The organism is Psychrobacillus sp. AK 1817, from assembly GCF_008807035.1.
GTDB classification, from domain to species: Bacteria; Bacillota; Bacilli; order Bacillales_A; family Planococcaceae; genus Psychrobacillus; species Psychrobacillus faecigallinarum.
The window spans coordinates 2,550,125-2,562,589 of the sequence record NZ_CP031739.1; the positions used below are offsets into that span (position 1 = coordinate 2,550,125).

General features: G+C 37.3%; 13 protein-coding genes. 5 read left to right on the plus strand and 8 right to left on the minus strand.

All coding sequences use genetic code 11. The annotated features are described in order from the left end of the window. Positions 1-124: 124 nt before the first annotated feature. Positions 125-1,123: an EAL domain-containing protein gene (locus D0S48_RS12675; RefSeq protein WP_370455702.1), complete on the plus strand. Its 999-nt coding sequence runs from the start codon at positions 125-127 to the stop codon at positions 1,121-1,123. Positions 1,124-1,177: 54 nt separating this feature from the next. Here the strand turns inward: D0S48_RS12675 and tatA are convergent, their stop codons facing one another. Beyond that, entirely contained in the window at positions 1,178-1,381 is a 204-nt protein-coding gene (tatA, locus tag D0S48_RS12680) for a twin-arginine translocase TatA/TatE family subunit (protein ID WP_144540131.1), read from the minus strand. 102 nt (positions 1,382-1,483) lie between these two features. Beyond that, positions 1,484-2,248: a twin-arginine translocase subunit TatC gene (gene tatC / locus D0S48_RS12685; RefSeq protein ID WP_144540129.1), complete on the minus strand. Its 765-nt coding sequence runs from the start codon at positions 2,246-2,248 to the stop codon at positions 1,484-1,486. Positions 2,249-2,728: 480 nt separating this feature from the next. On the opposite strand from tatC, the gene D0S48_RS12690 reads away from it, so the two are divergent. From D0S48_RS12690 to D0S48_RS12700, 3 genes are read left to right on the plus strand one after another with little or no spacing between them, the layout of a single operon-like run. Continuing rightward, a complete protein-coding gene (locus D0S48_RS12690) occupies positions 2,729-3,928 on the plus strand; it encodes an MFS transporter (protein WP_144540127.1) in 1,200 nt (399 codons plus the stop codon). 24 nt (positions 3,929-3,952) lie between these two features. Further along, complete coding sequence (locus D0S48_RS12695) at positions 3,953-5,014, plus strand: CapA family protein (RefSeq protein ID WP_151111973.1); 1,062 nt, start codon at positions 3,953-3,955, stop codon at positions 5,012-5,014. A gap of 21 nt (positions 5,015-5,035) precedes the next feature. Continuing rightward, a complete protein-coding gene (locus D0S48_RS12700) occupies positions 5,036-5,644 on the plus strand; it encodes a class I SAM-dependent methyltransferase (RefSeq protein ID WP_144540123.1) in 609 nt (202 codons plus the stop codon). A 97-nt stretch (positions 5,645-5,741) separates the two neighbouring features. Here the strand turns inward: D0S48_RS12700 and D0S48_RS12705 are convergent, their stop codons facing one another. The 5 genes from D0S48_RS12705 to D0S48_RS12725 all read right to left on the minus strand — a co-directional run bounded on the left by D0S48_RS12705 (position 5,742) and on the right by D0S48_RS12725 (position 11,206). After that, positions 5,742-7,667 carry a GTP-binding protein gene (locus D0S48_RS12705; protein ID WP_151111975.1) on the minus strand — a complete coding sequence of 642 codons (1,926 nt, stop codon included), beginning with the start codon at positions 7,665-7,667 and terminating at the stop codon, positions 5,742-5,744. Positions 7,668-7,738: 71 nt separating this feature from the next. Further along, on the minus strand, positions 7,739-8,626 hold the full coding sequence (locus D0S48_RS12710; protein WP_144540119.1) for a metal ABC transporter permease: 888 nt from the start codon (positions 8,624-8,626) through the stop codon (positions 7,739-7,741). Then, the gene (locus D0S48_RS12715) at positions 8,619-9,512 is read right to left on the minus strand and encodes a metal ABC transporter permease (protein WP_144540117.1); all 894 of its coding nucleotides are present in this window, start codon (positions 9,510-9,512) and stop codon (positions 8,619-8,621) included. Before D0S48_RS12715 ends, D0S48_RS12710 begins: the two co-directional genes overlap by 8 nt. A gap of 15 nt (positions 9,513-9,527) precedes the next feature. Next, complete coding sequence (locus tag D0S48_RS12720) at positions 9,528-10,277, minus strand: metal ABC transporter ATP-binding protein (protein WP_144540116.1); 750 nt, start codon at positions 10,275-10,277, stop codon at positions 9,528-9,530. Positions 10,278-10,288: 11 nt separating this feature from the next. Then, entirely contained in the window at positions 10,289-11,206 is a 918-nt protein-coding gene (locus D0S48_RS12725) for a metal ABC transporter solute-binding protein, Zn/Mn family (protein WP_151111977.1), read from the minus strand. 334 nt (positions 11,207-11,540) lie between these two features. Here D0S48_RS12725 and D0S48_RS20660 point away from each other — a divergent pair, with 334 nt between their 5' ends. Next, complete coding sequence (locus D0S48_RS20660; RefSeq protein WP_169361273.1) at positions 11,541-11,717, plus strand: hypothetical protein; 177 nt, start codon at positions 11,541-11,543, stop codon at positions 11,715-11,717. Between the two features lie 345 nt (positions 11,718-12,062). On the opposite strand, the gene D0S48_RS12730 is transcribed toward D0S48_RS20660, so the two are convergent. Further along, positions 12,063-12,281 carry a hypothetical protein gene (locus D0S48_RS12730; RefSeq protein WP_144540112.1) on the minus strand — a complete coding sequence of 73 codons (219 nt, stop codon included), beginning with the start codon at positions 12,279-12,281 and terminating at the stop codon, positions 12,063-12,065. Positions 12,282-12,465: the final 184 nt, after the last annotated feature.

Here is a 12,465-nt window from a genome sequence, read left to right on the forward strand (position 1 = left end):
AACATTATGTATCTTTAAAAGTGGAAGACTTCTGATTATGATTGGCAGATGAGTTCTACTATAATATTAGTTAACAGGAAAAAATGCTTAATTTTTAGGGATAAACAATAGGTCGGAGGGATTAATGGTGGAATGTAGTGGCTGTATGGTAAGAGACTTAGTATTGGAGTTTAAAATCGAAGGTGAAACTAATTTTCAAGTGTTGCCAGATGTAATGGATTTTATCCAAAAGAGGGCATTAAGATTAGAAGAGAACGGCCGTTATTTCACTCTTAAAGAAGATGATGCGCAGGATTTTATAGACTTTAGTAAAGACCATATGGATATCTCTCATATTTCCTTTCGAGTTCCTAAACAAGACTGGAAACCTTTCCATAAAATTGAGGAAATGTTAGAGGTTAAGTGGATTGACAAGGTGATTAAGAATGAACAAGTAATTTGCTACTATCAGCCAATTGTAGATACAGAGAAAAATATTTATGCCTATGAGATGCTTTCTCGATTTTTAGATGAGGAAGGGAATATCCTATATCCTGGAGAAGTTTTTGGCGCTGCTAAAGAGAGAGGGCGTTTATATGCTTTAGATCGGATATGTAGAATGACAGCAGTAAAGTACGCAGCAAGACTAGATAATACAAAAGCATTTATAAATTTTATACCTACTTCTATATACTCTCCTGAGCATTGTCTAAGATCCACCACTGCGGTAGCAAATAGCCTCGGTGTTAATCCTGGAAACTTAGTTTTTGAAGTTGTTGAAACAGAAAAAGTAGAGGATATCAATCATTTAAAAAAGATTATGGCCTTTTATAAAGCTAGAGGGTTTCAATATGCATTAGATGATGTAGGAGAAGGGCATAGTACGCTCCAAATGTTAGAAGAGATTAAGCCTCACTATATGAAGCTAGATATGAAATATGTTCAAGGAGTAGCTACCAATATAGAGAAACAAAAAGTTGCTTTACAATTTCTACATAAAGCTAAAGAAATCTATTCCATCCCATTGGCAGAGGGGATAGAAGAAAAAGAAGATTGGGAATGGTTAAAAAAGAAAGGATATCAATTATTTCAAGGATACTATTTTGGGAAACCTCTCCCACATCCTCTGGAAGATTCTAAATAGTTTAAGTAACCAAAGCTATAAAAAAACCGAGCAATAATATGCTCGGTTTTTTTATTATGCTTTCTTTTTAGCACTTGTATCTTTGTCTTCTAATTTAAATTCTTCTGCTACATCGTCCACAATGTCCTTTGTAGAGTTTTTGAATTCTTTAAGTGTTTGTCCTACTGCTTTACCTAATTGAGGTAATTTAGATGGACCGAATACGATTAATGCAATGATTAGAATGATTATTAAACCTGGTACGCCGATATTTGGCATGTGATTTCCTCCTAATGGATATAATTGTCTATCTATTCAAGTGACATGAGTGTTAGTTATGTGTGCAATGCTATTGTAGCATGCTAGTAAAGCTTATTCACATTAGTTTTCCTCAAGTTCTTTTTCTAAAAGAGCTTCTTTGGCTAACCGACGCTTATAAGACCAAGCTGATACAAGAATACTAATTTCAAACAATAACAATAAAGGTATGATAATGATGAAATCAGAAATAAAGTCAGGAGGCGTAATAGATACCCCTACAACAACTAATACAAAGTACGAAACTTTTCGCATCTTTCGTAGTCGATCTGGAGTAATAATTCCTAGCTTCGTAAGGAATAAAATAATTACTGGTAACTCAAAAACTATTCCAACTGGAATAATTAAATTGAACATAAATGTAAAATATTGCTGCATTCCATAGGTTTCTGTGGCACCTATAGACTCATTAATATTAGACATGAAGTCTAACATTAAAGGAAATAAAATAAAGTAGCTAAAGCTAATACCGGCCAGAAATAGGAAAAAAGAGACTGGTATAAAGTAAATCGTACCTCTTGCTTCTTTATCCAACAAACCTGGCTTAACAAATAGCCATATTTGGTGCATAGCTATGGGCAAAGTTACTAAAATGGCTAAAACTAATGCACATTTAACGTAAATTAGCAGTCCATCGGTATAGCCAAAAATGTTCCATTCTACGTGTGCAGCTGTAGGCTGTTGTTTTAGGAAATTTAATGTTTTAGGAGCCATCCAAAATCCTAAGGCAAGAGATAGGACAAAGGTTACCGCAATTACAATTAACCTTTTTCTTAACTCAGCCAAATGTTCTACAAGCGTTAGCTCTGGCTCTTGCGGAATTGCCATTATGTTTATCACCCCATCTTATTTAAACAAAGGGAAGCTGTGTTTATATTTAGCACTTAAAAAGCAATTTGTTACATGTTTGTCCTGTACCAACTACCCATTATACTCTTTCCCATGAATTTGTAAACTAGATAACTTTATATTTGTTATATAAGGGAAAAACTGATAACTCCTTATATTCTAAGGGTTTAATAAAAAAAATGAAATATTCAAAGTTGCATTTTTGTGTACTTTTTATGAAGAAATATACTAAAATAATTCTCCAATCATGATGTTGAAATTATTCTCATGACTTTTACGCACTTAAATTACTCTGACTTAAGTATTCTCGAGAAACAATTTATATAGTCGGTTAGTCTCTATCTTTTATTCATTTATATTTTATTATCGCCAGGTAAATATTTGTATAAACACTCTTGTTTTCCTGAAAAGGAAGTATATAATTCTATCTATCTCACATGAAATGGACGGAATGAAAGCATGAGAACGTATAACGAGAAGGTCAGTATTTATCATGGTATGGCTTCTACTATTGCTTTAAACTTTTCTAATAATTTTTTCCCGATTTTTGCTATTACTATTTTAGGGGCAACTAATTATCAGGTTGGCTTAATCAGTTCCCTTCCTCCGTTAATCGCTTTGCTAATGACAGTGCCAGCAGCTATTCTTTTAAACAAAGCTTACACACAAAAAAAGATTGTCGCTGGTTCCATTTTGCTTGCACGATTATGTTTCGTATTTATTGTATTAGTCAGTTATTTACCGTCCCATTCTATGCAGGCGTGGTCCTTTCTAATTATTATCGCCTTAATCAGCGTGCCCAATACGGTTGCCAATATCGGCTGGCAGACGTTCATCAGTGGGATGATTGAAGAGGAGCGAAGAGGACAATTTTTTAGTGATCGTAATAGATTACTGACATTAGTAGGACTTATAGCTACTTTATTTATCGGTATCGTAATGAGGGAGGCTTCTGCTAGTACAGGGGCATATCAAATTTTGTTTTTAGTAGCCTTATTATTTGGAATTTTAGAAGTGTATTTTATCATGAAACATAAGGAAGAACCTGTTCGGGTAGAAGAGAGTCTTCTAAAGAAGAAATCGATGGATTGGTCTATTTTTCGAGACTCCAATTACGTATCTTTTTTAGGAGCGGCACTGTTTTTTAACTTTGCCTGGCAGATGGCTTGGGGCTTGTTTAATATATATAACGTGCGAATAGCGGGGGCTACTATTTTCTGGGTTAGTATGTTTTCGGTAGGTAGTATGCTAATGCAGTTTTTTACATTTCCTTTATGGAAACGCTGGGCAGATAAATACAGCAATTTGCGGATGTTTATATGGGCAGCAATAGGTATGGCTACTACTCCTTTTCTCGTCGTGCTGTCTACCAATCTATATTACTTAACTATGATTCAAACAACGTCAGGCTTTTTTCTTTCAGGAACTGTGCTCATTTTATTTAATTTACTTTTAGAAAAGTCACCGGAACAGTCTAGAACGTATTGTATTACAACATATAATGTTTTATTGGCGTTAGTTGCGTTTGTTGCTCCTCAAGTGGGTATTATTTTATTAGAGATGGTTGGAATGGAGTCGGCAATGACAATTAATTCGTGTTTACGATTGTTAGGTGCTGGGGGATTTTTCTATGTGTATATTCGACAACGAAATAGATAAAGATGATAGAAGGAGGTCTACTTCATGAAAATTTTACTCCCTTTTCTATTAGTATTTATCATTGTTTTGTCTTTTTTCAATGCGCAAATAACTAATCCCTTTAAAGAAGACTTTCAAGGTAAACACGTAACCAATTTTCAGCAAGAGTATAAAGAGAGTCAGATAGAGATTGGTATGGTAGGAGATGTTTTATTGCACAGTCCCCTCTATGAATATTCTAGCTTCTTACCTTCCTTTCAGGAGGTAGAAAAAGAGATGCAAGGAGTAGACTTCTTGCTAGCAAATCAGGAGTCTATACCAGCAGGTACGTCATTCGGTTTGTCTGGATTCCCTAATTTCTCTAGTCCTGCTCATATCGTTAGGGATCTCAAAGCCGCTGGAGTCGATTTATTATCCTGCGCAAATAACCATACGCTAGATCAAAAGGAAGCTGGTTTATTAGCTGCTATTGAGTCAATGAAAGCAAACGAGATGCCTTATATGGGAGCCTATAAATCATTAGAAGACCAACAAACCGATAGAATATTTGAGGTAAAGGATGTAAGATTAGGTTTTTTAAATTATACTTATGGATTAAATGGCCATCGAATCCCTGAGGGTAAAGAATACTTAGTAAATATAATAGATCGTGAACAAATGAAACAAGACATTCAAGCTTTAGAGGAAAAGGTGGATGTTGTAGTAATAAGCATTCATTGGGGAGAAGAGTATGCCCTAAGGAACAATGAAACTCAAAAAGAGCTGGCGCAATGGTTGGCTGATGCGGGGGTAGACATTATTTTTGGTCACCATCCTCATGTTGTTCAGCCCTATGAAAAAATATCCACTAGCAAAGGAGATACCCATGTATTCTACTCACTAGGTAATTTTTTTAGTGCTCAACAATTTGACAGTACCAATATCGGTGGAATTGCTAGGCTACAAATCACGAAAAGAGTGGTTCAGGATAAAGTGATGATCCGTATTGAAAATCCTTCATTTATAGGGACGATTGTCTCAAAGGGAGAACCTTTTAAGGTGTCTTTGCTTGAAGAGGCTAACAGTCAAAAAAACGATTGGGTTCAGCAACATGTTTTTGGTGAATAAAAAAGAATCAAGGAGGTTGGGATGAACGAGTCAGACTATGAGCGATTATTAAGAATACAGACAGCTGGAATGAGAGAATGGCAATATCAGTCCTCCCATTATAATCGTTATGAGGCAACCCCATATAGCGCATTACAAACATTGTTTGAATTGTATGATTGGAAGGCTACTAACAGAATGGTAGATTTCGGCTGTGGAAAAGGTAGATTTCCTTTTTATGTCCATTATTTTTATAACATTTCTGTAACTGGAATAGAGATGAATGGACAGCTTTACCAGGAGTCAATGGAAAACCTCATGAAGTATATGGAAAAAGCTAAGCCAACTCGAGCTTCCATTAGATTTGAATGCTGCTTGGCCGAGGAATACAAAATAGACTCACAGGAAGACTGCTTCTATTTTTTTAATCCCTTCTCTACTCCTATATTTCAAAAGGTTGTTCATAATATTTTAGTGTCATTAGAGGAAGTGGAGCGAACAGTTGATATTATTCTCTACTACCCGACCCCGGAATATCTTCAGTTTTTGGAGGAGGCAACTGCTTTCACTCTTTGGAGAGAAATACGAATACCAGAGCTTTACGAACAAAATCACAATGAACGTTTTATGATCTATCGCTATGAAATATAAAGAAGAGGAAGAATCTGTTTTTAAGATTCTTCCTCTTTTGTGTATTAAATCTGTGGGTAGCTTCTTCAAAGATGTCTGGTAGTTTTAGATGTAATTCTTAGAGACAATGCATCGCTTTTTCTGCCTCCTGCCAGGGAACCTTATATCCGGTGCCCTTTGCACAAAAGATAGAGGTGGAGGTGTATTCCGGATCTGCCTCTTTGTTATACCCAATTCTTTCTATTACTGCCTCTTGGTTATGGCATCGGTCATAGCCACCAAATAAAAGGCTGAGCGTTCCTGTTCCGTGAGTAAAGGAGGCGAAAGTAGTGCTGTAGCTCATAAAAGTAGCTACAGGAACCCTTCCCTTTATAATAACCTTATCACCAGTATTTTCTGGCGGTTCAAATGTCCCGTGAGCTTGCTGAACATCCGACAAAACTCTTCCGATTAAATCCATATCTACTTTGATTTTGTAGTCATAAAAAGGTTCCAGAAGGATATTTTGAGCCTTTTCTAATCCTTGTCGTAAGGCTCGGTAGGTTGCTTCTCTAAAATCGCCACCAGAGGTATGTTCATTATGACCTCTTCCGGTCAGTAAAGTGATTTTAACATCGGTCAGTGCAGAGCCTGTAAGTATTCCATGATGATCCTTCTCTAAAAGGTGGTGCTTCACAAGATTCTGGTTACCTATAGACAAATCATTGGCATGACAAATATTATCGAAAGTCAGCCCAGATCCTCTCCCTGTAGGTTCGATCAGAAGGTGTACCTCGGCGTAATGTTTTAAGGGTTCAAAGTGCCCATAGCCTCTAACGGGTGCTTCGATTGTTTCCTTATAAAGAATTTTAGGCTCTCCAAATGTTACATTATAGTGGAAGCGCTCCTTCACAATTTGTACTAGTACCTCGAGCTGGATAACACCCATAACGTGCACATGAATCTCTTGAAAATACTCATCCCAATAAACCCGTAAGGAGGGGTCTTCAGCATCTAGTAGCCTAAAGGATCTTAGTACCTCTTTTACATGGATGGAATCGTCAAAGATTACCTTTGACTTTAAAGTGGGTATCAAATCGAAATGGGTCTTACTTTGATTAGCACCAATTGTATCTCCAATAGAAGCAGCAGTTAATCCTGTTACAGCAACTAGTTCACCGGCATTAGCTTCATCAATTGTTTTAAACTTGCTGCCGTTATATTGACGCAGCTGTGTTATTTTCTCATGCTCACTTCCAATTTTCACTTCATCCCTTACTCTCATCTTTCCACTTAAGACCTTTAGAAAGGTTACACGATTCCCGCTCTCGTCATGCCGTATCTTATATACTTGGGCTGTAAAAGCTCGGTCGATGTTGTAGTGTGTGTCTGTAAGCTTGTCGAGAGATTCTAAAAAATCCAACACCCCAATATCTTTTAAGGCTGAGCCATACGCACAAGGGAATACGATACATTCCTCAATCATTTGCTTGAACTTCTTTGTCCAAAGTAGTTCATCAAATCCATTTTCCATGTAAGCTTCCAAAAGAACTTCATCTCGCTCAGCGATAAATTCAATTAATTCTTCCGTATAGCTATTAGTTATGTGACAAGCATCCTCCGATAAGTTAGCAAAAATCTCCTGTAAAACAGCATCAGGATTAGTATCATCGTAATCAATTTTGTTGATAAAGAAGAAGGTAGGTATTTTATGTTTTCGAAGCAGCTGCCAAACTGTTTCTGTATGCCCTTCAATTCCATCAACGGCACTTATTATGATGATTGCGTAGTCCATGACTTGGATAGCTCGCTCCATTTCAGGAGAAAAATCTACATGACCCGGTGTATCGATAATATAATAAGTAGAATTATTATAGGAAAAAACCCCTTGGTCAGCAAAAATGGTAATACCTCTGTTTTTTTCTATGGAGTGACTATCAAGAAAGGAATCCTTATGGTCGACCCTACCTCGTTGTCTAATTGTTTTCGTATGAAAGAGTAGCTGTTCTGAAAAAGTGGTCTTTCCCGCATCGACGTGTGCTAGAATTCCTATAGTTTTATGCATAATATCACCTTTTGTTTACGTCCTTCCTTGTATTATAGCAAAAGGGAGGATAAACAAAAGGTGAGAGTGTGCTATCTAGAAAGAACCTTGGAGCCATTTGCCCTCATTCGATTAACAGCTTTCCAAACCCAACCGTCATGAGGCTTAAACAGAAAGACGAACATAAATAGAACGCCAATCATAGCGGCCATCATACCTGCAATAGAGGTGTTCCAAAGCTTTGCCAAATAGTATCCAGATATAGCTGCTGTAATACCAAAAGTCATACTCCATATAATCATCCCGCGAACGCTCTTGCTCATTAGATAAGCAGTAGCAGCAGGTCCGATGAGCATAGCAACAACCAATACTGCCCCCACGCTATCAAACGCAGCGACAGTCGTAAGGGAGACAAGTGTCATGTAAGAGTAATGCATCCCCATTATAGGTAACCCAATGGATAAAGCGAACACAGGATCAAAGGTAGAGAGTTTAATTTCTTTATAAAATAAAACTAGAAAAGCAATATTAAGGAATAGTACAAATAATAGCATCCAAACCGCTTTTGGCATTTCAAACCCTAAAATACTCCAAGTATCCCAAGGAACAAATGCTATTTCACCCATTAGTACATGCTCCACATCCAAATGAACGTTTCCTGCAAACAAGGTAATTAATAATACCCCTAAGGCAAAAAGTGAAGTAAATACTACCCCTATAGCCGCGTCTTCCTGCAATCCTCCTGATTGAAGCACCTGTACTAGAAAAGTGGTCAGTAGCCCTGCGAGAGCCGCACCTATTAGCATCCAAACGCCATTTAAAGATTGTGTAACCATGAAGGCAACTACAATTCCAAACAGCACTGTATGACTAATGGCATCCGCTATCATGGCAGTTTTTCTGAGGATTAGAAAGACCCCCGTTAGGCCACAAGTAATTCCGACAAGGGAGCCAGTTAAAAGAACCCAAAATTCATTCATTGCTTGTCACCTCTTGGGCTATGCGCTGCCGCTTAAATGAACGCTTTTTACGTATTTTAGAAAGTAACCCTCTTGTTGGAGCGAGAAAGTAAGATATTAAAAACAAAGCTGCGGCTACTAAAACGATTATTGGCCCAGTGGACAAGCCAGTACGTATAGAGCTAATCATAGTGCCGAGAGCTCCCGATAAAGCCCCAAAAAAGGCACTCGTGACCAAAATTATACCAAGGTGACTGGACCAAAATCTTGCAGCGGCTGCAGGTATTATAAGCATGGCTGCCATTAAAATAACCCCTACTGCCTGAATACCGGTAACAATTGTCAAAACAGTCAATGCGGTCAACAACGTACGTAAACGCTCCACAGGTAATCCAATCCCCTTTGCAAAGATGGGATCAAAAATCATAAGCTTCCATTCCTTGAAGAACAACAAGCACATAAGGATGATTAATATGGCGCTGCCAGATAGCCAAATAAGATCACTTTTTGCCATCGTTGCTGCCTTACCAAAGATAAAGTCATTTAAACCACTTTGATTACCAGTGCCACTTTGGTTAACAATTGTTATTAATACAATGCCTATTCCAAAAAAGACGGATAATATTAATCCAATAGCGGCATCAGCCTTCAGCTTAGAATGATTCACAATCCATTGAATCATATATACAGAAAGTGCAGCAGTGATAGCAGCGCCTATCATGAGGATAGGCAAATCCTTTTTCTCAAAAATTAAATAAGCAAGGGCAATACCAGGAAGTGCAGCATGAGCGGCTGCATCTCCTACTAAGCTTTGCTTTTGAAGAAAAGCAAATGTACCGTTTAAACCGGCTGCTACCCCTAAAAGAATAGCTCCAGTGAGAACCCAAAGAAGATTACCGGATAACATTAATAGTCACCTCTTTCATAAGTCATTTTTTCCTGACTTAGCTTGATCCATAAAAAATAGCTTACCACCGTATGCTTCTTGTAGGTTATCTGGTGTAAAGGTAACCTCGGTAGGACCAGAAGCTATAGTTGTTTTATTTAATAACACAATCCAATCAAAATAATCGGCTGCTGTCTGTAAGTCATGATGAACGACGAACACTGATTTTCCTTGTGATTTTAACTCCTTCAAGATGGAAATGATTGTTCTTTCAGTTGCAGCGTCTACTCCAACAAATGGTTCATCCATGAAGTAAACCTCCGCTTCCTGTGCCAGAGCTCTAGCCAAAAACACACGCTGTTGTTGCCCTCCGGAAAGCTGCCCTATTGATTGTTCTGCAAATGCTTCCATTCCTACGTTTCTTAAGCAATTCAGCGCTATTTGTTTGTCTCTTAAAGAAGGTCTTCTCATCACGCCGATATGTCCATATCGGCCCATTAATACTACGTCTAATGCATTTGTTGGAAAGTCCCAATCTACGGCATTACGCTGAGGAACATATCCAACAATATGATCCTTTGGATTCAGCGGACGCTCTAATATTGCAACAGAGCCGGTTTTATTTGGAAGCTGATTTAGCACGGCTTTAATCAATGTAGATTTCCCTGCTCCGTTTGGTCCAATAATCCCTGTGATTAGTCCCTTCGGAATGGTTAGACTGATGTTGCTCAACACAACTTTTTCCTCGTAAGCAACAGATAAGCTCTTTACCTGTAATGCATTCATTTTGCTACCTCCTATTTTAGTGAATCAACAATCGTATTGACATTATGCTTATACATTCCGATATAAGTTCCTTCTTCTGTACCTTCAGCTCCCATTGCATCCGAGTACAGTTCTCCTCCAATTTGTATGGTGTGTCCCTTTTCCTTCGCACCTTCAATTACAGCATTCATGGCTTTGTCTGACACACTGGATTCGATAAAGACCGCTTTAATATTTTGTTCTACTAAGAAATTAACGATATTCTGTATATCCTTTAGACCGTATTCAGCATCTGTACTAAGACCTTGTAATCCTCGAACTTCCATCCCATTGCTTTCACCAAAGTAATTAAAGGCGTCATGAGCGGTAACAAGAACCCGTTGCTCTTCGGGGATTTCGCTAATGCGTTCCTTCGTCCAACCATTTAGCTCATCTAGTTCCTCAAAGAACTTTCTTTCGTTTTCTGCAAACTGATCTCCATCAGTGGAAAATTCCTCCGTAAGTGATTTTGTGATTTCGTGTGTAGCCAATTTCCAAACCTCAATGTCGAACCAAATATGTGGATCAAATAATTCTGGATGAGCCTCGTCATTTAAGATTCTATCTTTCGGAACTACTTCTCCAATAGCCACTACAGATTTGTCCTTCTTCATTTTTTCAAAAATATCACTCATTTTCCCCTCAAGAGCTAGACCATTATAAAAAATAATATCTGCATCCTCTAATACTTGTAAATCGCCTTGAGTAGCCTTATAAAGATGTGGATCTACACCAGGGCCCATTAAGGATTTTACCTCCACAGAATCTCCAGCAATTATCCTTACGGCATCTGCAATTTGCCCTGTAGTTGTAACGACAAGTGGTTTTTCTTCCCCAGAACCCCCTGCGTTATTGTTACCACAGCCAACCAATAAAACAGCCACAATAAATAAAAATAAGATCTTTTTCACTTAGCACACTCCTTTTCCTTTGTTATAAAGTATTTCCTTAAGGAAACTTTTAGACTAAAAAAATATTATTTTCTTTTATGATAATAAATTTCCTTAAGGAAATATTTGTTCAATAGGTTAACACTTATTTTTTGAATTGTCAAAGTACTTTATGTAAAAATGAAAAAAAGGTGACTATATGTTGTTAAGAAAATCTGGGGCAGAATACGCAAGTGAGGGGCATTTTGTTTAGAAAGAATTCCAAAAAGGAGATACTCGAAAAACCTTTATTTTTTCGTATGTATTTTATACAAGTGCTATACTGTATGAACAATGATAGTAGGGAGGTAACGATATGCAATATTCAAAATCTAAAATGGAAGAGCTAGTAAAATTTAGTCCTGACTTAGCAAAAAGATTGAAGGAAGTAATGAAGGAGCATGACCTAGAAAAAAGCTTTGCTCTTAAAGCTTTGTACCATTCAGAAGTTAAAGACGGCGGGAAATATCAAAGGGATTACCAAGACCTTTAAATCAAAAAAACGAACCACATGATTAATCTCATTTGGTTCGTTTTTTATATCCTTAATTAAGATCCTACTTGTATTGAAATGACTCGGGACATGCTTGATTTAGCTTTAGGCGGATGCGTTCGGCGCGGCGAGCGGTACCCGTGGCTTGCGATCCTCCACTGTAGTCTCCGCCTGCCACTCCTAGAAGAGAGCCTTTTGGTTTGATAAATAGATACAATGAATGATGATTGTTGGACGAACCAAATAAATTGAACACTGGGTTCATGGAGCTAGAATTTAGATATATTCTTTTTTTCAAAGTTAATATTGGCAAAACCATTTTGGAAGCGTGCGAATGCGCCTTACTTATTCCTCCAATTTCCCTGAAATTTCATTTTTAATCTGATGATGGGCATCAATGAGATTTTGAAGAAAAATATTTTTTTCGTTCATACTCCAGGTTGAACTAAGTTCAATTTCTTTTTTCATTTCATCATAGATAGACTGTAGAGATATTGATGTACTTGCAACATAATTTGTCATTAATACTTGTTTATATTGTTCAATAAAATTCTCTTTTCTCATTTTCAAAATCCTTTCGCCTTTAACATAAAAAAGCATCCTCTTTTATAAAAAAGAAGATGCTAGTTAGTATGATTTAATGGTCAGTACGCTTGGAAACTCAATAAAATCCACGCTGAAAACAGGAGCCCAATAGCTCCAGTGATTTTATTATGTTTTTCGTACGACAGTATTTTCAAGCTATTGC